Origin of the sequence: Streptomyces sp. NPDC005791, from assembly GCF_042871485.1 — a bacterium.
GTDB lineage: Bacteria > Actinomycetota > Actinomycetes > Streptomycetales > Streptomycetaceae > Streptomyces.
In genome coordinates, this window is the sequence record NZ_JBIAIP010000008.1 from 266,872 (window position 1) to 286,553 (window position 19,682).

20 protein-coding genes and 1 riboswitch are annotated in these 19,682 nt (G+C 71.2%); of the genes, 18 read left to right on the top strand and 2 right to left on the bottom strand.

Annotated features, from left to right (window positions below):
- Positions 1 to 50: 50 nt before the first annotated feature.
- From ACFYSH_RS18065 to ACFYSH_RS18075, 3 genes are read left to right on the top strand one after another with little or no spacing between them, the layout of a single operon-like run.
- Positions 51 to 1,238: an NAD(P)/FAD-dependent oxidoreductase gene (locus tag ACFYSH_RS18065; RefSeq protein WP_388753520.1), complete on the top strand. Its 1,188-nt coding sequence runs from the start codon at positions 51 to 53 to the stop codon at positions 1,236 to 1,238.
- A 50-nt stretch (positions 1,239 to 1,288) separates the two neighbouring features.
- Positions 1,289 to 2,512 (top strand): cytochrome P450, encoded by a 1,224-nt coding sequence (locus ACFYSH_RS18070; protein WP_388753523.1) that lies wholly within the window; start codon positions 1,289 to 1,291, stop codon positions 2,510 to 2,512.
- A 52-nt stretch (positions 2,513 to 2,564) separates the two neighbouring features.
- Entirely contained in the window at positions 2,565 to 2,756 is a 192-nt protein-coding gene (locus ACFYSH_RS18075; RefSeq protein ID WP_359475161.1) for a ferredoxin, read from the top strand.
- 79 nt (positions 2,757 to 2,835) lie between these two features.
- On the opposite strand, the gene ACFYSH_RS18080 is transcribed toward ACFYSH_RS18075, so the two are convergent.
- Positions 2,836 to 3,066 carry a hypothetical protein gene (locus ACFYSH_RS18080; protein WP_359475164.1) on the bottom strand — a complete coding sequence of 77 codons (231 nt, stop codon included), beginning with the start codon at positions 3,064 to 3,066 and terminating at the stop codon, positions 2,836 to 2,838.
- Positions 3,067 to 3,421: 355 nt separating this feature from the next.
- Positions 3,422 to 3,608, top strand: a riboswitch (cyclic di-AMP (ydaO/yuaA leader).
- Between the two features lie 4 nt (positions 3,609 to 3,612).
- On the opposite strand from ACFYSH_RS18080, the gene ACFYSH_RS18085 reads away from it, so the two are divergent.
- On the top strand, positions 3,613 to 4,470 hold the full coding sequence (locus ACFYSH_RS18085; protein ID WP_359475167.1) for a transglycosylase SLT domain-containing protein: 858 nt from the start codon (positions 3,613 to 3,615) through the stop codon (positions 4,468 to 4,470).
- A gap of 217 nt (positions 4,471 to 4,687) precedes the next feature.
- Positions 4,688 to 5,236, top strand: coding sequence for a hypothetical protein (locus tag ACFYSH_RS18090; RefSeq protein ID WP_359475170.1), 549 nt, complete (start codon positions 4,688 to 4,690; stop codon positions 5,234 to 5,236).
- A gap of 69 nt (positions 5,237 to 5,305) precedes the next feature.
- On the opposite strand, the gene ACFYSH_RS18095 is transcribed toward ACFYSH_RS18090, so the two are convergent.
- A complete protein-coding gene (locus ACFYSH_RS18095) occupies positions 5,306 to 6,199 on the bottom strand; it encodes an SIS domain-containing protein (protein ID WP_388753527.1) in 894 nt (297 codons plus the stop codon).
- A 556-nt stretch (positions 6,200 to 6,755) separates the two neighbouring features.
- Here ACFYSH_RS18095 and ACFYSH_RS18100 point away from each other — a divergent pair.
- The 13 genes from ACFYSH_RS18100 (at position 6,756) to ACFYSH_RS18160 (ending at position 19,637) form a co-directional block, all read left to right on the top strand.
- Positions 6,756 to 8,135, top strand: a complete 1,380-nt coding sequence (locus tag ACFYSH_RS18100; protein WP_359475176.1) for an ATP-binding protein — start codon at positions 6,756 to 6,758, stop codon at positions 8,133 to 8,135.
- Positions 8,132 to 8,554, top strand: coding sequence for a roadblock/LC7 domain-containing protein (locus tag ACFYSH_RS18105; protein ID WP_359475179.1), 423 nt, complete (start codon positions 8,132 to 8,134; stop codon positions 8,552 to 8,554). Before ACFYSH_RS18100 ends, ACFYSH_RS18105 begins: the two co-directional genes overlap by 4 nt.
- Complete coding sequence (locus ACFYSH_RS18110; protein WP_359475182.1) at positions 8,551 to 8,904, top strand: DUF742 domain-containing protein; 354 nt, start codon at positions 8,551 to 8,553, stop codon at positions 8,902 to 8,904. The genes ACFYSH_RS18105 and ACFYSH_RS18110 overlap by 4 nt, the downstream gene beginning before the upstream one ends.
- Entirely contained in the window at positions 8,882 to 9,496 is a 615-nt protein-coding gene (locus ACFYSH_RS18115) for an ATP/GTP-binding protein (RefSeq protein WP_359475185.1), read from the top strand. The genes ACFYSH_RS18110 and ACFYSH_RS18115 overlap by 23 nt, the downstream gene beginning before the upstream one ends.
- Positions 9,493 to 10,800, top strand: a complete 1,308-nt coding sequence (locus ACFYSH_RS18120; RefSeq protein WP_388753532.1) for a cytochrome P450 — start codon at positions 9,493 to 9,495, stop codon at positions 10,798 to 10,800. The genes ACFYSH_RS18115 and ACFYSH_RS18120 overlap by 4 nt, the downstream gene beginning before the upstream one ends.
- 75 nt (positions 10,801 to 10,875) lie before the next feature.
- Entirely contained in the window at positions 10,876 to 11,283 is a 408-nt protein-coding gene (locus tag ACFYSH_RS18125) for a cell division protein SepF (RefSeq protein ID WP_359475191.1), read from the top strand.
- Between the two features lie 7 nt (positions 11,284 to 11,290).
- On the top strand, positions 11,291 to 12,499 hold the full coding sequence (locus ACFYSH_RS18130; protein WP_388753535.1) for an AAA family ATPase: 1,209 nt from the start codon (positions 11,291 to 11,293) through the stop codon (positions 12,497 to 12,499).
- Positions 12,496 to 12,855, top strand: coding sequence for a nucleotide pyrophosphohydrolase (locus ACFYSH_RS18135; RefSeq protein WP_388753537.1), 360 nt, complete (start codon positions 12,496 to 12,498; stop codon positions 12,853 to 12,855). The genes ACFYSH_RS18130 and ACFYSH_RS18135 overlap by 4 nt, the downstream gene beginning before the upstream one ends.
- 135 nt (positions 12,856 to 12,990) lie before the next feature.
- Complete coding sequence (locus ACFYSH_RS18140) at positions 12,991 to 13,515, top strand: DUF6099 family protein (RefSeq protein ID WP_388753540.1); 525 nt, start codon at positions 12,991 to 12,993, stop codon at positions 13,513 to 13,515.
- A gap of 93 nt (positions 13,516 to 13,608) precedes the next feature.
- The gene (locus ACFYSH_RS18145) at positions 13,609 to 14,532 is read left to right on the top strand and encodes an LLM class F420-dependent oxidoreductase (RefSeq protein ID WP_388753542.1); all 924 of its coding nucleotides are present in this window, start codon (positions 13,609 to 13,611) and stop codon (positions 14,530 to 14,532) included.
- Between the two features lie 110 nt (positions 14,533 to 14,642).
- The gene (mmuM, locus tag ACFYSH_RS18150; protein WP_388753544.1) at positions 14,643 to 15,578 is read left to right on the top strand and encodes a homocysteine S-methyltransferase; all 936 of its coding nucleotides are present in this window, start codon (positions 14,643 to 14,645) and stop codon (positions 15,576 to 15,578) included.
- Between the two features lie 43 nt (positions 15,579 to 15,621).
- Positions 15,622 to 17,097 carry a 3' terminal RNA ribose 2'-O-methyltransferase Hen1 gene (locus ACFYSH_RS18155; protein WP_359475209.1) on the top strand — a complete coding sequence of 492 codons (1,476 nt, stop codon included), beginning with the start codon at positions 15,622 to 15,624 and terminating at the stop codon, positions 17,095 to 17,097.
- Positions 17,094 to 19,637 carry a polynucleotide kinase-phosphatase gene (locus tag ACFYSH_RS18160; protein ID WP_359475212.1) on the top strand — a complete coding sequence of 848 codons (2,544 nt, stop codon included), beginning with the start codon at positions 17,094 to 17,096 and terminating at the stop codon, positions 19,635 to 19,637. Before ACFYSH_RS18155 ends, ACFYSH_RS18160 begins: the two co-directional genes overlap by 4 nt.
- Positions 19,638 to 19,682: the final 45 nt, after the last annotated feature.

Genomic DNA, 19,682 nt, shown 5'->3' on the forward strand with positions numbered 1-19,682 from the left:
GATCCGGCGCCCGCATCCACGCTGCCGGGCCGAGAACAGAGGCATCCACCATGACCCCTTCCCGCGTACTCGTGGTCGGCGCGTCCGCCGCCGGGCTGACCACCGCGGAAGCACTGCGCCGCAAGGGCTACCAGGGCGAGCTGACGCTGCTGGGCGCCGAGCGGCACCTGCCGTACGACCGCCCGCCCCTGTCCAAGCAGGTGCTGGCCGGCACCAGGACCCCTGACACCGCTCGTCTGCGTACGCCCGAAGCGCTGGCGGCCCTGGACGCCGAACTCCTCCTCGGCGACCCGGCGGCCGGCCTCGATCCGGCGAGCCGTACGGTACGCACCGCGTCGGGCCGCGAACTGAGCGCGGACGCCGTCGTCGTCGCCACCGGACTGCGGCCGAGGACCCTGCCCGGGCAGCCGGACGCCGAAGGCGTGCATGTACTGCGGACGCTCGACGACGCCCTCGCGCTGCGGGCCACGCTTCTGACGTCGCGGCGGCTCGTCGTGGTCGGGGAAGGCGTACTGGGCTCCGAGATCGCCGCCACCGCACGTTCCATGGGGCTCGACGTCACCCTGGCCGGGCCCCGGCCGGCGCCGCTGCTGGACCAGTTCGGTCCCATGGTGTCGGACCTGCTCGCCGCGCTGCACACCGGGCACGGCGTGCGTCTGCGGCTGGGCCACGCGGTCGGTGGACTGACCGTCGCCCGAGGCCGGGTGACCGGAGTCCGTCTCGACACGGAAGAGGTGCTCCCCGCCGATGTGGTCGTCGTCGCGATAGGGGGCGCGCCCGCCACCGGATGGCTGACGGGCAGTGGGCTGCGTATCGACAACGGCCTCGCCTGCGACTCCCGGTGCCGGGCGGCGGAGGGCATCTACGCCGTGGGGGACGTTGCGGCCTGGCACCACGAACTGTTCGACGCCCCCATGCGCCTGGAGAACCGTACGAACGCCACCGAGCAGGCCCTCGCCGTCGCGGACAACATCCTCGGCGCCGACCGGCCCTACACTCCCGTGCCCTACTTCTGGACCGACCAGTTCGAGGCCAGGATCCAGGCCCATGGCCGACTCGGCCCGGACGCGGGGGTGACCGTCGTGGACGGCGATCCCACGAGCGGACGGTTCGTCGTCCGCTACGAACGTGACGGCAGGGTCACCGGGGTCCTCGGCTGGAACATGCCCAAGCAGGCGCGGCTGCGCCGCCAGGAGATCGGAGGGCTTGTCCCGTACCTCGAACCGTCCGCCCCGTGACAGCGGCCGACGGCACGTCACCCCCCACCGCACGACGAAGTGAGGATGCGTTGACCAGCACCGTACGCACCGAAGAGACGCCCGCGCCCTCGGCTCCGCAATTCCCGATGGCCCGGGCAGCGGGCTGCCCGTTCGACCCTCCGCCCGCCCTGAAGGCCGAGCAGGAACAGGGGTCGCTCAGGAAAGTCAGTCTGTGGGACGGGACCACCCCCTGGCTGGTGACTCGTCACGCCGACCAGCGCGCCCTCCTCGCCGACCCGAGGGTCAGTGCCGACATCGGCCGGCCCGGCTACCCCAGTTCGGCGCCGGTGAAGGGGGCCGGCTTCAGCTTCATCCTCATGGACGACCCCGAACACGCCCGCCAACGGCGGATGGTGACGGCCCCTTTCACGATCAAGCGGGTCGAGGCGATGCGCCCAGCCGTCCAGAAGATCGTGGACGGACTGATCGACGACATGCTGTCCGGCCCCCCGCGGACCGACCTCGTCCAGGCGTTCGCCCTCCCGGTCCCCTCGCTCGTCATCTGCGAACTGCTCGGAGTGCCGTACACCGACCACGACTTCTTCCAGGAGAACAGCAGCACCATCATCAGCCGCGGCGCGGCTCCGGAGGAACGGGCCACCGCCCACGGCAACCTGCTCGGATATCTGGACGAGCTGGTGGGCCACAAGATCGCCCGGCCCGCGGACGACCTCCTGTCGGGGCTCGGTACCCGCGTCGAGGCAGGGGAACTGTCCCGCCGCGACGCGGCCGACATGGGCGTCCTTCTGCTGCTCGCCGGACACGAGACCACGGCGAACATGATCGCTCTGGGGACCCTCGCCCTGCTCGAACATCCCGGCCAGCTCGCCCTCCTGCGGGACACCGAGGACCCCAAGGTGGTCTCCGGCGCCGTCGAGGAGCTGCTGCGCTACCTCAACATCACCCACACGGGCCGCCGGCGGGTGGCCCTGGAGGACATCGAGATCGCGGGCGAGGTCATCAGGGCGGGCGAGGGGATCATCGTGCCCAACGACATCGGCAACCGTGACCCCGAGGTCTTCGCCGACCCCGACCGGCTCGACCTACGGCGCGACGCCCGGCGCCATGTGGCCTTCGGTTTCGGAGTGCACCAGTGTCTCGGCCAGCCGCTGGCGCGCATGGAACTGCAGGTCGTCTACAGCACCCTCTACCGGCGCATCCCCACGCTGCGGCTGGACGCCCCTCTGGAGGCCTTGTCGTTCAAGCACGACGGGTCCGTCTACGGCGTCCACGAACTGCCCGTGGCCTGGTGACTTCTCACCCCCGCGCCCGCTCCGCAGCGACACCGACGACCAAGGAGTCCTCATGAAGGTGATCCTCGACCAGGACAAGTGCGTGGCATCCGGACAGTGCGTCGTCGCCGCCGGCGATGTGTTCGACCAGGACGACGACGGCATCGCCGTACTGCTCGACCCCACGCCGTCCTCGGACCGGGCCGACGACGTCCAGCAGGCCGCTGCCGTCTGCCCGGCACTCGCCATCCTGATCCAGGACTGACCCGAGACCCCCGGCCCGCAGCAGCCCCGTACGGGCTGTTGCGGGCCATTTCTCTGCCGCGGCGCGACCGGACGGCCGCTCAGCGCGGCTTCCAGCTGAGCTTGCCGCCACCCACCCATCGCACGGCCTCCGGGTCGTCGAGGTCATGGACCGGAATGCCGGCGGCTGCGGCCGCGAGCAGGACATCGGTCATGGCGGTCGCACTGCCGATCACCTCGCCGTCGATCTCCACGATGCGGAAGGGCGGATCCCCGGGCTGGACGGGCAGGACGGTGATCCGGGGGACCGAGGTGTACGGGTTGTCAGTCATGGCTGCATCGGTTCCACGCGGGCGCTCCGGGTATGCCAGACAGCCTTCCCGTGAGCCTTATGCCCGATTTGCTCTGCTTTTTGAAAATAATCCCGTAATCCATAAAAGGCCATTTCATGCGACCTGACCCCTTCGGGCGGGAGCAAATCGCCCGAATCGGACTCGGTGACCAGGGTCACTTCGTGGGCCTCGGACGTGGGGGTTCGGGAGTCGGTTCCCTTCTGTGCCAACGGAAACGGTTGACGCGATGTGGGGTGGATTACATGAATTCCGGTGAATTGATCTTGCGAATGAATTGTGATCACTGCGCCAGGCTTGTTCCTTTCCCTATTTCTCGCCTACGGTCACCATCACTCCGGACGGAACGCCGAATCCTGCCGCCGCCCGGTGACCCGACTACTTCTTCGTACGGCAGGAGCGGGGGACCCAGGTAAGCGCCGATCCGGTTTCCGGAGCGGCTCGGGGTGAAGTCGCATTCGCGTGCGGCCGGGCATCTCCAGCCCGAACCCGACAGCTCACTTCGCAGGCGACGGAGAGGAATGCAGCATGCCCGAAAACGGTAAGCACCGTCGTTTCAGGACCAGTTCGCTGACCCGCGGCATCATTGCCGTGAGCACGGGTGGAGCCGCCCTGGCCCTCCCCGTGATCGGTGCGACCGGTGCCTTCGCCGCCCCGGCCCAGCCGGCCTCCGTCGAAAAGGTGGCGACGTCTACTGCGGTGTCCGGCAAGGCAATTGCCGCGCAGAAGTCGGAGAACGCCACCTATTCCGTGGTCGTGGGTGACACCCTTGCCAAGATCGCCCGCGAACATTCCGTGAGTGGTGGCTGGAAGGCCCTGTACGAGGACAACAAGAAGGTCGTCGGAGGAAATCCCGACCTGATTCGTCCGGGTCTTCAGCTGACCATCGGCGCCGAGGCCGACAACACGTCGGCGGACAAGGCAGAGACCAAGACCTCCGCCTCGTCCGACCGTGCCGAGGAGAGCGCTGACCGCGCCGACCGCTCGGAGCGTACGAGCACCACCGTCGCCGCGGAGGGCGCGCCCGCCGCCGAAGCCGTTCCCGCCGCCGAACCGGCCGCGTACACGGACGACCTCGACGGCTGGATCAAGGAGTCGCTGGCCGTCATGGCCGAGCACGGCATCCCCGGCAGCTACGACGGCATCCACCGCAACATCATCCGCGAGTCCGCGGGTGACCCGATGGCCATCAACAACTGGGACTCCAACGCCGCTGCGGGTATCCCGTCCAAGGGCCTGCTGCAGGTCATCGACCCGACCTTCGAGGCCTACCACGTGCCCGGTACGTCGACGGACAGCTACGACCCGGTCGCGAACATCACGGCCGCGTGCAACTACGCCGCGGACAAGTACGGCTCGATCGACAACGTCTTCGGGGCCTACTGAGTCCTCACCGTCCTCGCCGGGGCACAGGCGCCGGCGTACGGGCGTGTGACGGAGGGACAGCACTGACGGGTGGTACGGGTTCGGCGGAACCCGTACCACCCGTCAGCCGTTCACAGGGAGGTCGTGCAGCCGTGTGACGGCGGCCGACGCGCCGACGACAGGCCGCGCCGAGCCGGCTGACTGGTCTCGTACAGGTTCGTCGTCCATACTGCCCGCCGTGGAGCAGCGCATAGATTCGAAGACCAAGCCCGAGTTCGCCGCGGGGACAGACCCGGCGTACATCCCCGGCCTGACGGCCCCTGCCCCCGCGCGGACGGAGGCGGAAGCGGAGAAGGCGGAGCCCGAGGGCGGCCCGGAGAACGAGGCCGTGGACGCGCCCGCCGAGGGTGCCGCCGAGGAGTCGGTGGAAGCGTCCGAGGCCGCTGCCGACGCCGTCCCGGACGCCGACGCCGTCCCGGATGCCGACGCGGCTCCCGACGGCGGGGACGGCCCCGTCTTCGAGGTCAGCGACCGGCGCGGGTCCATCAGGGTGGACGCCGAGGGCGTCCGCTTCAGGCTCGACGACCAGGAAGCGGAGTTCGACTGGGCCGAGATCGGCGCGGTCGAGGTCAGGACCGGCCGCTTCGGGCGCCGGTTCACCGTGACCGTCCACCTGTCGAGCCGCCGGTGGTTCAACGCGGAGGTCGAGGCCGGCGCCCGCGGTGACCTGAAGACGTGGACGGCGGAGCTCGACGAGGCGCTGGACGCGTACTTCGAAGAGGCCTGACGCGCGTCCGCAGCCAGGGCCGCCTACCGGGCTGGACGTCGGCCCGGTACGCGGCATGCCCTGACGGTTTCAGGACCCCGCTGCGGTGTCGAGGACCACGGAGCGGGTCAGATGGCGCGGAAGGTCGGGATCGAGGCCGCGGGCGGCCGCGCGGGCGATCGCCAGCCGTTGGACCCGGACCAGGTCCGCAAGCGGGTCCAGGCCGCTCTCCACCCAGCGTGCCCCGGTCGCCTGCACCTGTTCCCGTAGCCCGTCCGGGGCGGCGCCGAACATCCAGGTCGCGGTACCGGCCGTGGCGATGCTGATGGGGCCGTGGCGGTATTCCATCGCCGGGTACGACTCGGTCCAGGACAGGGACGCCTCCTTCATCTTGAGCGCCGCCTCGTTGGCGAGCCCGACCGTCCAGCCGCGCCCCAGGAAGCTGAACTGGGTGCAGTCCAGGAGCCCTTCGGGCAGCGGCTCCGCCAGGGCGGTCTCCGCGTCCCGTACGACGTCCTCGGTGTGCAGCCCGAGGTGGGCGCGGAGCAGGGTCAGCGCGGTGGTCGCGAACCTCGTCTGGACCACGGACCGTTCGTCGGCGAAGTCGAGGACGACCACGTCGTCGGCGGCGGCCATCACGGGGGTGTGCGGATCGGCGGTCACGGCGACCGTCCGGGTGGCACCCCGCAGCCGGTTCAGCAGACCGAGCACCTCGGTCGTCGTACCCGAACGCGTCAGAGCGACGACCCGGTCGTACGCCCGCCCGAACGGGAACTCCGAGGCCGCGTACGCGTCCGTCTCGCCCTGGCCGGAGGCCTCACGGAGTGAGGCGTACGCCTGCGCCATGTAGAAGGACGTCCCGCAGCCGACGACGGCGACGCGCTCACCGGCGGCGGGCAGCGCGCCCTTCCGGCCGACGGCGACCTCCGTCGCACGGCGCCAGCACTCCGGCTGGTCTGCTGTCTCGGTCTCGACATGCGACATGTCCGCTCCGCTTCCGTTGCTGTGCGCACCTGGTGGGGTCGGGCTGGGTGATATCGATGCCCGCGTGTTCAATGCTGCATGTTAAGCGGGGTAATCGAGCAAGAACAAGCAAACAGGGTGCTTGTCTCTGGTCGGTATGACGGCGGTTCTCAGCCAAGCTCGGTGGGTAGTCGGCCCCATCCGGTTCTGTCATCCCCGTCTGGGTATCCACCGTTCGGTGGGGAACCGGTGGGTGACATTCCCGTACATCAGGCAGGAGATCCCCCGCGAGGAGTACCTGTGACAGCCACGGGCGATCGCCTACGGGCGGCAGGCGGTCCGGTCGAGGGTCGATTTCTCGCCAAGAGGCGTGCGCAGTAACCAAGTCCGAACACGCGGCCGGATCTCGGTCGGCATAATCGGCCCATGCCGAACAGGGGTGGGGACGTCGTGGACCTCGGCGAGGGGCCGTGCGCCTGGTCGCCACCGAGGCGGGGCTGCGGGCTCCCCGTGCCGCCGCACGGCGCACCGTGGAACGGCACACCGGCCCCGACGACAACAGGGACGCGGTGACGGCGTGGTGGCATGGATCGTGGCCCTGATCGCCGTCGCGGCCGCGCTGTGGTCGGCCGTCCGTGCACAGCAGGCCACGCGGGACGTGTACGCCGCCTCCGCCCGCATGGAGCTGCTCGAGCGTCAGGCCAAGGCGGCCGAGGCCCGCACCCTCGCCCTCACCGAGGAGATCCGCCAGCTCGGCCAGAAGCGGATACCCGCCGTGGCGACCGCACTCTCCCACCGGACCGCGGCCGTTCCCGGTCTCCGGGAGGCCGCCGAGATAGACGGTGACGCCGCACGTCTGCTGACCGAGGCAGTCCAGGCCGCGCGCACGGCGGTCCTGGAGGAGCGCGGACGCGTCGACGCGGCAGCGCGCTCGGCCATGCGCGGCACCTCCGCCAAGATCCAGTCACTGCTCAACCAGTCGCAGCACCTGCTGCAGGAACTCCAGCACGAGTACGACGACCCGCGGATCCTGCAGCTCGACTTCCGCAACGAACTGGCGCTGCGCCGCACCCAGGCCACAGCCGTGCTCTGCGACGCCTGGCCGGGCCTCGCCCGGCAGAAGTCCTCACTCGTCGAAGTCGTGCTCGGCGCCCAGTCCCGGGTCGCGGGGTATGAACGGATCAAGGTCGCCAACCATCTGCGCCAGGAGCGGCTCGCCCTGGTCGCCCGGGCCGCCGAACCCCTCGCGATCGCGCTCGCCGAGCTGCTGGCCAACGCGACGGCGTACTCGCACCCGGACACCGAGGTGCCGGTGACGGTCCAGCAGACAGCCGGGCGCGGGGCCCTGATCCTGGTGGACGACGCCGGGATCGGCATGGACGACGACGCGCTGAAGCGGGCCCGGGCGCTGCTGTCCGGCCCCTCCGAGGTGCTGCTCACCGAGCTGGGGGACCCGCCGCAGACCGGGTTCGCCGTGGTCGGGCGGCTCATCGCGCGGTACGGCTTCAGCTGCCACATCGAGGCGTCGCCGTACGGGGGAATGCGCACGATGCTGCGTATCCCGGCCCATCTGCTGACGGTGATGGACGACGACCGCACCCTGTCCGTGCTCGCGCCGAAGCCGGTGCACGCGCGGGGGGCCGGTGCCGAGAGCCCCGCACCCGCACCCTCGGGGCCCGACGCGCCCGCTGCCCCCGACGCCCCCGCTCCCGCCGTCCGGGACACGACGGGCACGGCGGAACTGCCCACCCGGCGGCGCAGATCCCCCCGGACAGCCCTCCCGCCTCCGCCGACGGCTCGGCAGCAGGCCCAGGAGCAGCACGCGCCCCGCACCCCCGAACAGGCCGGGGCCGCCTGGGCCGCCCTCCAGGAGGGCACCCTCAGCGGCAGGAAGGCGTCCGGGCCCCCAGCACCCTCAGCATTCCCATCGGACGACCAAGGAGACGACGAGACGTGAGCACCACCCCCACCGCCGGTGACCTCGCCTGGGTGCTGACCCCCCTGTTGGAGCTGCCCGGCGTGCAGCACGCCGTGGTCGCCACCGGTGACGGGCTCGTCGAAGGCGCGTCGCCCGGCCTGGACCGTGCGTCCGCCGAGCGCGTCGCCGCGATGACGGCCACCCTGCACGCGGCGGCCCGTGCCTTCACCACCGCCTTCACCGAGGCCGAGTCCCCACGGCTGGCCCAGACGGTCGTGGAGTCGGACCTGGGCTTCGCCGTCGTCGTCCCGGCCGGCAAGAACACCACGCTGGCCCTGTTCGCGGCCCCCGACGCCCACCTGGGCAACATCGCCTACCAGATGCAGGTGCAGGTCACCGCGCTGACCCGGGCCATGCACGCCCCCACCCGCCGACCGGACGCTGCCACCCGGCCATGACCCCCGGCCCAGGGCGCCGCCTGATCCCCGCCTACCTGGTCACCGGTGGCCGCCCCGCGCCCGCCGGCCCCGCGCTCGACCGGCTCGCCGTGCTGCTGCGCACGGACTCGGCCCTGCCGCCGGACGGCGGTTCGGAGCAGCGCAGGCTGTGCGAGCTCCTGGAGCCGGGAGCCCTCACCGTCGTCGAATGCGCCGCCCATCTGGACCTTCCGGTCAGCGCCACGGTCTTCCTGGCCACGGACCTCGTGGCCGCAGGACATCTGCACGCTCGACCACCGATCCCCAGCGCCGGTGAGATGGACCGGTCGCTCGTCGAGAGGCTGCTCGTTGGACTCCGTTCCCTCCACTGACCGAGGCGCCATCGGCTATCTGCCCAGTGCCGCCGAGACCCTGATGAAACTCGTCGTCACGGGTCCCTTCGGGGTGGGCAAGACGACCCTGATCCGCACCCTGTCGGAGATCCCGACCCTGCACACGGAGGAGGCGATGACGCAGTCCAGCACCGGACTCGACGACACCGCCGGACTTCCGGACAAGACCACGACGACGGTCGCCGTCGACTTCGGGCGGCTGACCGTCCAGGACGACCTGGTGCTCTACATGTTCGGCACCCCGGGCCAGGAGCGCTTCTTCCCCCTCTGGGAGGACATCGCGCGCGGTGCGCTCGGCGCCCTCGTCATGGTCGACACCCGTCGGCTCGAGGACTCCTTCGCCGTCATGGACATGGTGGAGGAGCACGGGATCCCGTACGCCGTCGCCGTGAACCGCTTTCCCGACGCCCCCGCCCACGCCGACGAGGTCCTGCGCAAGCACCTCGACCTCGACCCCCGCACCCCGCTCCTGCAGTGCGACGCCCGCGAACGCCGTGGCAGCATCGACGCCCTGATCGCCCTCGCCGAGCACGCGCTGACCTGCCTTCCCGCGCCCCAGGAATCGTCATGACCCCTCCCGTGCCCGGCACATCGCCCGGAACCGGCCCCTCGATCCTCGAGCCGCTCGCGCTGTACGGCGCCGGCTTCGCCGCCGATCCGCACGGCCACTACCGCAGCCTGCGGGCCCAGGGGCCGCTGGCCAGGGTGCGCATCGCCCCGGACGTCGACGCACTGCTGGTCACCGACTACCACGCGGCCGTCGACCTGCTGCGGGACACCGAGACCTTCACCAAGGACCCGCGCGCCTGGCAGGCCGGGGTACCGGCCGACTCACCGGTCCTGCCGGCACTCGGTTACCGGCCCACCGCGGCCTTCACCGACGGCGCCGTCCACGCCCGCTACCGCGACGCCATCAACGACACCCTCGCACTGATCGAACCCCACCTGCTGCGTGCGGAGGTCGCCCGGGTCGCTCAGCGGCTCATCGCCGCGTTCTCGGCCGCCGGCACCGGTGATCTGATCTCGCAGTACGCCCGCAGGCTCCCCCTGCACGTGTTCACCGCTTCCTTCGGTGTGGCGCCGCAGGACACTGAACGGGTGGTCCGGGGCATCGGCGGGATGATGGACTCCGACGGGGACGCGGCGGCCGCGTACGAGGACCTCGTCGGCGTCGTCACCGGCCTGGTCGCCGCCCGCAGGGCCCGGCCGGGCCGCGACCTCACCACCTATCTGCTCGAGCATCCGGCAGGTCTCGACGACGACGAGGCCGTGCGGCAGATCACACTCATCATGAGCGCGGGCCACGACCCCACGACCAATCTGATCGGCAACGCGCTGCTGCGCATGCTGAGCGACACCGGATACGGAAGATCCCTGCACGGCGGCGCGATGACCGCGCACGAGGCGATCGACGACGTACTCTGGCGTGATCCTCCGCTGGCCAACATGGGGGCGCACTTCCCGCGCCATGACACCGAGTTCCACGGAGTGCCGCTGCGTGCCGGACAACTGCTGCTGGTCTCCTTCGCCGCCGCCAACACCCAGTCGCCTCCCCCCACTTCGGATCCCGCGGTGCGCTCCGGCGACGGCGCCCATCTGGCATGGTCGGCCGGGCCGCACCGCTGCCCGGCCAAGCAGCCCGCCCTGTTGATGGCGACGACCGCGATCGAACAGCTCACCAGCCAGCTCTGCGATGTGGAACTGGCCGTCGAGCCCGGCGCGCTGGTCTGGCGTCCGGGCCCCTTCCACCGTGCCCCGGCGCATCTCCCGGTGCGGTTCACACCGCTCGACACGTTCCCCGAACCGCCCGTCGCGGGCGCACCGGACGACGTCGATCATGTTGCGATCCGTGTCGGTGGTACGCCGAACGGGTGAGGGACGAGAGAATTGCCCGATGAACAGCGAGCGCAGCCGGCGCACAGCCAACCGGCATACGGACGGGGTGGTTCTGTGAGCAGGTACGACAGGTACGACCGATACGACGCCACCGACGAGCAATGGGAAGGGCTCGCCCAGGTCGTACCCCTGAGGGGCCGTAACGAATGGCCCTCCCGGGTCGACCACAGGACGGTCCCGGAGCAGCGGGAGGCGGCCGAGCAGCGGCGCCTGGTCGTTCTACGGGTCCAGGTGTTCGCCGACGCGCGCGAGGTGGCCGAGTACCTCGTGGCGCAGATCCCGGTCCTGCTGGACCTGACCGGTGCCGAGAGCGATGTGGCCAAGCGGATCCTGGACTTCAGCAGCGGCGTCGTCTTCGGGCTCGGCAGCGGCATGCACCGGGTGGACCGCAACGTCTTCCTGCTCGCGCCGGTCGGCATGGAGGTCGAGGGGGTCACCGCGGCGGGCGTACCTCATACGTAGGAAGGTCGTGCGGGCGGAACGGTTCGCCGCTCACGGGCGTGCGTACGGTCCGCTCATGACAGCGATCTCCCCGGGGCGGCCGTCCGGCACGGCCCGCCCCGCCCGTCCTTTCGTCGGTGAACTCCGGCTCGACGCCTTCGCCTCGCACCGGCGCACCGTCATCCCGCTCGGGCCGCTCACGCTGCTCGCAGGGGGCAGCGGCAGCGGTAAGTCGACGGTTCTGCGTGGGTACGAGGCGCTGGCACGGCTGGCCGCCGGTGATCCTCTGGAGGACGTGTTCCCCGATCCGGCGGCCTGGGTGCCCGAAGGGGCCGGGGCCGACACACAGGGGCGGCGCGGATTCAGGCTCGGCTGCACCGTGGAGGGCCCGGCCGGCCCGGTGAGGCTGGACCTCGCCGTGCAGGCCGAGCCGGCGCTCCGAATCGTCGGCGAGCGGTTGAGGGACGGTGGCGAGACCCTGCTGAGCACGGCGCTGCGGGATCCACGGCGTTCCTCCGTCCAGGCGGCCTGGCACACCGCCGGGGCGGTTCCGGTGACCAGGGCCCCGCTCCCCGACGACCGGCTCGGCACGGCATTGCTGCCGTTGCGGGTCGCGGGGACGACCGAAGGGCAGTTGAGGGTGCTGGCCGCCGCCGAGCAGGTGGTCGTGGCCCTGCGGTCGGCCTTCGTCTGCGATCCGGAGCCTCGGCGGATGCGTGCGGCGGTGCCGGTCGGGGAAGGGCGGCTGACCTCGAGCTGCGACAACCTCGCGGAGGTTCTGCACCGCACCCGCGGCCAGTGCGCACAACGGCACGCCCGGTTGGTCGCCGGCGCGGACGCCGGGTGCGCGGGGCAGGTGACGGGACTGACCATCGAGCGTCTGCAGGACGGAACGGTGCGCGCCCTGGCCGGTCGGGGCCCGGGCCGCAGCACACCCGTCGGGCGTCTCGGCGACGGCGAACTCCGTTACCTCGCACTCGCACTGGTGCTGCTGACCGGACCTCATGTCCTGGCGGTGGATCCGGCGGCGGAGGTGCCGTCGGCCATGCAGGCCCTCACCGTGCTGGCCGACGGGATCGACCGGAGCCTGGACGCGAGGCAGACCGGAGAACTGCTGGCGCTGGCGGCGTCGGTCTGCGCGGGCGGGCACGTGCGCCTGCTGGGGACGGTCGGTGAGGCGACCGCGGTGGCGGCCCGCGGGACGGCCGGTGCGACCGTGGTAGACCTGGCACCGTGACGGAACTGGATGTGGCGCAACTGCAGCGGAGACTCGCCGACTTCGCGGCGTCCCGGGCCTGGGAGCCCTACCACACGCCGAAGAACCTCTGCGTCGCGCTGAGCGTGGAGACCTCCGAACTTCTGGAGATCTTCCAATGGCTGACCCCGGAGCAGTCGGCGCGGGTGATGGAAGATCCCGGCACGGCGTTCCGTGTGACGGACGAGGTCGCTGACGTCCTGGCGTACCTGCTGCAGTTCTGCGAGGTCCTGGGCATCGACGCGCTGGCGGCGTTGGCGGCCAAGATCGACCGGAATGAGGAACGCTTCCCCGTGGCGGACAGCGGTGAGTCGACGAATCGTCACTCTTCGGAGTGATCGACTTGTGCACAATCGACTTCCTGTCCACAGATTTCCGATTTCCTCTGGCTTTCGTGTGCCGCGACCCTCACTGTGGGTAATGAAGAGGTGAGCGGGTTTTCACACGGATGGTCACGGCGACGGGGGAATCGCATGGAAGCGGAGCGGCTGATCGCGGCGGGGCGGAGCGCACTGGCGGGAAGCCGGGGAGTTCCGGCTGTCATGGCGGAGGCGTGGCAGGCCCAAGCGCTCGCCCGGGCGGTCGGCGGGCAGCTGGTGAGAGGCGGACCGCCGGAGTTACGGACGGAGGCCCGCGAGCTCAGCGAGACCTGTGCTCTGGGCAGCGCCGTGCTCGACCACCCGCTGGTGCCGGCCGGCGGTGTGAGGGCGGCGCAGCTCACGGAAGTGGCGGATGTCCCAGGGGCGTTGGCGGCCCTCGCGCTGCTTCTCGGTGAGGCGGGCATCGCGCTGGTCGGCGTCGCCTGCGGCACGGAGGAGGAAGCTCTCTACTGGCAGTGCATCGAGGCGATAGACGCCGTCGACGAATCGGTGGACCGGATCCACGGCATGCTGCGACGCCTCGCGGAGCAGGAGCGTGAGCACGAGGCGCACCGTGAGCACGACGGTCCGTTCGGCGTGATCCACGGACCGGCCGGCTTCGTCACCGGCCAGCCCTGACGCAGGCGGCCGGGGAAGTGCCCGGCCCCGCCCGGCATGCGGGAGAGGGCCCGGGGGAGGGGCGGCGTCGTTCGGAAGGTGCAGGATGGAGGCATGGATCTTCGAATTTTCACCGAGCCCCAGCAAGGGGCGAGCTACGACACCCTGCTCACCGTCGCCAAGGCCACCGAGGACCTGGGCTTCGACGCCTTCTACCGGTCGGACCACTATCTGCGCATGGGTTCCGGCGACGGGCTGCCCGGCCCGACCGACGCGTGGATCACCCTGGCCGGCCTGGCTCGCGAGACCAAGCGGATCCGCCTCGGCACGCTGATGACCGCGGGCACCTTCCGGCTGCCCGGGGTGCTGGCCATCCAGGTCGCCCAAGTCGACCAGATGTCCGGCGGCAGGGTCGAGCTGGGCCTGGGCGCCGGCTGGTTCGAGGAGGAGCACGAGGCGTACGGCATCCCGTTTCCCAAGGAGAAGTTCGGCAGGCTGGAGGAGCAGCTGGCGATCGTGACCGGCTTGTGGGAGACCGAGACGGGTAAGACGTTCAGTTACGACGGGACGTACTACCAGCTCACCGACTCGCCGGCACTGCCCAAGCCCGCCCAGGCGAAGGTGCCGGTCCTGATCGGTGGCCACGGCGCGGTCCGTACCCCGCGGCTGGCCGCGCGGTACGCGGACGAGTTCAACATCCCCTTCGCGTCGATCGAGGACAGCGAGAAGCAGTTCGGCCGGGTCAGGGACGCCGCTGTGGCGGCCGGCCGGGCCCCTGACGATCTGGTCTACTCCAACGCCCTGGTGGTCTGTGTCGGGAAGAACGACGCGGAGGTGGCGCGGCGCGCCTCCGCGATCGGACGCGAGGTCGAGGAGATCAAGGCGAACGGACTGGCGGGCACACCTGACGAGGTGGTCGAGAAGATCGGCCGCTTCGCCGCCATCGGCTCGTCCCGCGTCTACCTGCAGGTGCTGGACCTGGACGACCTGGACCATCTGGAACTCATCTCGTCGCAGGTCCAGTCCCAGCTGGGCTGACGGAACCGCTCGACCCAACGAAAGCGCTCGACCCCGCGCAACCGGTCGACCCCGCGCCACCGCACGACCCGCGGGACCGACCGGGACCAGTTGATCTCGAAGGAGCACCTGTGCATTCCGCCCGGACACCGTACGACCCGCCCCGCCGTACGCTCGGCGACGCGCTCGCCGAGGGGACCGTACTGCTGGACGGGGGGCTCTCCAACCAACTGGAGGCACAGGGCTGTGATCTGTCCGACGCCCTGTGGTCGGCCCGGCTGCTGAGCGAAGCGCCCCAGCAGATCGAGGCGGCCCACACCGCCTATGCGCGTGCGGGTGCTCAGGTGCTCATCACCGCCAGTTACCAGGCGACCTTCGAGGGGTTCGCGCGGCGCGGGATCGGACGGGCCCGGGCGGCGGAGCTGATGGCCGGCAGTGTGGAGGCTGCGCGCCGGGCGGGAGCGACGGCCGGCCGGGAGCTCTGGGTCGCCGCCTCGGTCGGGCCGTACGGGGCGATGCTCGCGGACGGCAGCGAGTACCGCGGCCGGTACGGACTGACCGTGCGCGAACTGGCGCGCTTCCACCGGCCCAGGGCCGAAACGCTGGCCGCGGCGGGCCCCGATGTGCTGGCCTTGGAGACGGTGCCGGACATCGACGAGGCAGAGGCCCTGCTGCACGTGGTCCAGGACCTCGATGTGCCGGTCTGGCTCTCGTACAGCGTGGTGGGAGACCGGACCAGGGCCGGGCAGCCCCTGGCGGAGGCCTTCCGGCTCGTCGCCGGTATCGACCAGGTGGTCGCCGTCGGGGTCAACTGCTGCGATCCCGCCGACGCGGACCGTGCGGTGGAGGCGGCGGCCGAGACGACCGGCAAGCCCGTGGTCGTCTATCCGAACAGTGGTGAGGATTGGGACGCCGACGGCCGGGACTGGGTCGGGAGAAGCACGTTCGAACCGGGCAGGGTGCGTGACTGGCAGCGGGCGGGTGCACGGCTGGTGGGCGGCTGCTGTCGAGTCGGCCCGTCCGAAATCGCCGCGCTGGCGACGTGGCTGGACTCCACAAAAGCGTGAAATTGCCTGGTGGGGGACAGGCCACCGGACCATACTCGGACGGGTGTTCCTGACTATCAGCACGACCGGCACCCCTGAGCGTCCCGCCACTGATCTCGGTTACCTGCTGCACAAGCATCCCGACAAGGCGCAGACGTATCCGACCTCGCACGGCACCGCGCACGTCTTCTACCCCGAGGCGTCCGCGGAGCGCTGCACGGCGGCGTTGCTGCTGGAGGTGGATCCGGTGGCGCTGGTGAGGCGCGGCAAGGGCAAGGGCCGGGGCGGGGCCCCCGACGCGGCGCTCGCGCAGTACGTCAACGACCGCCCGTACGCGGCCTCGTCGCTGCTCTCGGTCGCGATGGCGACGGTGTTCAAGTCCGCGTTGAACGGGGTGTGCCGGGCGATGCCCGAGCGGGTGGAGGAGCCTCTCCCGCTGCGGATCGAGGTGCCCGCGCTGCCCGCGCGCGGTGGTGCGGGGCTGGTGCACAAGCTCTTCGCGCCGCTCGGCTGGACACGGGTGGACGCCGTGGCCGTACCGCTGGACGAGCGGTTCCCGGAGTGGGGCGACTCGCGCTACGTGCGGCTGGTGCTGGAGGGGGAGCTGCGGCTCGCCGACGCCCTGCGGCAGCTCTACGTGCTGCTGCCGGTGCTGGACGACGCCAAGCACTACTGGGTCGCACCCGACGAGGTGGACAAGCTGCTGCGCGCGGGCGAGGGGTGGCTGGCCGGTCACCCCGAGCAGAAGCTGATCACCAGCCGTTACCTCTCGCGTCGCTGGGGGCTCACGCGGCAGGCGATGGAGCGGCTCGAGCTGGTCCGGCTCGCCGAGTCGGACGACCTCGAGGTGGAGAGCGTCGACAACGCGGTGGACGAGACCACGGACACGGAGGAGAAGCCGGTCCCGCTCGCCGAGCAGCGCCGCGCGGCGGTCCTGGAGGCACTGCACGCCGCCGGGGCGGCCCGGGTGCTGGACCTGGGCTGTGGACAGGGCCAGTTGCTGCAGGCCCTGCTCAAGGACGTGCGGTTCACGGAGATCGTCGGCGTCGACGTGTCGATGCGGGCCCTGACCGTCGCCGCACGCCGGCTGAAACTGGACCGGATGGGCGAACGGCAGGCCGGGCGGATCACCCTCCGCCAGGGTGCGCTCACGTACACCGACAAGCAGCTGAAGGGGTACGACGCCGCCGTGCTGAGCGAGGTGATCGAGCACCTCGACCTGCCACGGCTGCCCGCCCTGGAGTACGCGGTGTTCGGCTCCGCGCGACCGCGGACCGTGCTGGTGACCACGCCCAACGTCGAGTACAACGTCCGCTGGGAGACGCTCCCCGCCGGACATGTCCGCCACGGTGACCACCGCTTCGAGTGGACCAGGGAGGAATTCCGGGACTGGGCGGGCCAGGTGGCCGGACGTCACGGTTACGAGGCGGCGTTCGTGTCCGTGGGGCCGGAGGATCCCGAGGTCGGCCCGCCCACACAGATGGCCGTGTTCACGATGACCACCGCCCAGGAGACGACGAAGGAGGCGAAGGCCGCATGACCGGTACCTCTCGCACGCTGCCCGTGACCGACCTGTCCCTCGTCGTGCTCATCGGTGCCAGCGGCTCGGGCAAGTCCACCTTCGCACGCAAGCACTTCAAGCCGACCGAGGTCCTCTCCTCGGACTTCTGCCGGGGCCTCGTCGCCGACGACGAGAACGACCAGAGCGCCAGCCGGGACGCCTTCGACGTCCTCCACCACATCGCGGGCAAGCGCCTCGCCGCGGGCCGGCTCACCGTCGTCGACGCCACCAACGTCCAGGCCGAGAGCCGTAAGCAGCTCGTCCAGCTGGCCCGGCAGTACGACGTGCTACCCGTCGCCATCGTGCTGGACCTTCCGGAAGAGCTCTGCCAGGCACGCAACGCGACCCGCCCCGACCGCGCCGCCATGCCCCGCCATGTCGTCCAGCGCCACCGCCGTGAGCTGCGCCGTTCGCTGCGCGGCCTGGAGCGCGAAGGGTTCCGCAAGGTACACGTCCTGCGCACCGAGGAGGAGGCCGACACCGCCGAAGTGGTCCTGGAGCGCCGCTACAACGACCTGCGGCACCTCACCGGCCCCTTCGACATCATCGGCGACATCCACGGCTGCAGCTCAGAACTGGACACCCTGCTCGGCGAACTGGGCTACAAGGACGGCACCCACCCCGAGGGCCGTACCGCTGTGTTCGTGGGCGACCTGGTGGACCGCGGCCCCGACAGCCCCGGTGTGCTGCGCCGCGTCATGTCCATGGTGGCGTCGGGCGACGCGCTGTGTGTCCCCGGCAACCACGAGAACAAGCTAGGCCGTTACCTCAAGGGGCGCAGGGTCCAGCACAGTCACGGTCTGGCGGAGACGGTCGAGCAGCTGGAGCGGGAGGACGCCGATCACCCCGAGTTCCGCAAGCAGGTCGCGGAGTTCATCGACGGCCTGGTCAGCCACTACGTCCTGGACGGGGGCAAGCTGGTCGTCTGCCACGCGGGGCTGCCCGAGAAGTACCACGGGCGCACCTCCGGGCGGGTCCGGTCGCACGCGCTGTACGGGGACACGACCGGCGAGACCGACGAGTTCGGCCTGCCCGTGCGCTACCCGTGGGCCGAGGACTACCGGGGCAGCGCCGCGGTGGTCTACGGCCACACACCGGTGCCCACCGCGTCCTGGGTGAACAACACCCTCTGCCTGGACACCGGAGCGGTCTTCGGAGGGAAGATGACCGCGCTGCGCTGGCCGGAGCGCGAGATCGTCGACGTACCGGCCGAGCGCGTCTGGTACGAGCCGGTGAAGCCGCTGGTCACCGAGGCCCCCGGAGGCCGGGAGGGCAGGCCGCTCGACCTCGCCGACGTGCAGGGCCGCCGCATCGTGGAGACCCGGCACATGGGCCGTGTCGCGGTGCGCGAGGAGAACGCGGCGGCGGCACTCGAAGTCATGAGCCGCTTCGCCGTCGACCCCAGGCTGCTGACCTATCTCCCGCCGACGATGGCGCCGACCGCGACCTCCCACGAGGAGGGTTTCCTGGAGCACCCGGCCGAGGCCTTCGCGCAGTACCGTGCGGACGGCGTTTCCGCGGTCGTCTGCGAGGAGAAGCACATGGGTTCGCGGGCGGTGGCGCTGGTCTGCCGCGACGCCGGCACCGCCCGCGAGCGCTTCGGTACCGCAGGCCCCACCGGCGCCCTGCACACCCGCACCGGGCGGCCGTTCCTGAACGACACGGCACTCACCGAGGTCCTCCTCGGCCGGCTGCGCACGGCCCTCACCGCCGCAGGACTCTGGGAGGAGTGGGACACCGACTGGGTGGTCCTCGACACCGAGCTGATGCCCTGGTCCCTCAAGGCCGCCGGGCTGCTGCGCTCGCAGTACGCGGCGGTGGGCGCCGCCGCAGGCGCGGTCCTGCCCGTGGCCGAGGACGCCCTGGCCGCGGCGGCCGCCCGTGGTGTCGACGTCGGCGGCCTCGCCGCCCGTCAGCGGGGGCGCGCGGAGGACGCCGCCGCCTTCACGGAGGCGTACCGCCGCTACTGCTGGAGTACCGAAGGGCTCGACGGCCTCCGGCTCGCGCCGTTCCAGATCCTCGCGGTGCAGGGCCGTTCGCTCGCCTCCGTACCGCACGACGAGCAGTTGGCGTGGCTCGACCGCCTCGTCGAGCACGACCCGACCGGTCTGCTCCAGGTCACCCGGCGGCTCGTCGTCGACACCGGTGACGAGGCCTCCGTGCGCTCCGGCATCGACTGGTGGCTGGAGATGACCGGCCGCGGCGGCGAGGGCATGGTCGTCAAGCCGCTCGGCGCCCTCGTCCGGGACGCGAAGGGCAGGCTCGTCCAGCCGGGCATCAAGGTGCGCGGCCGGGAGTACCTGCGGATCATCTACGGCCCCGAGTACACGCGGCCGGAGAATCTGCAGCGGCTGCGTTCCCGGTTCCTCGGCCACAAGCGGTCGCTGGCCCTGCGCGAGTACGCCCTCGGGCTCGAGGCGCTGGACCGGCTGGCCGACGGGGAACCGCTGTGGCGGATCCACGAGGCGGTCTTCGCGGTGCTCGCCCTGGAGTCGGAGCCCGTCGACCCGCGGTTGTAGGGCGTGCTCCGACGGGCACCGACCGGAATCCGTTGGCGGTTCGCA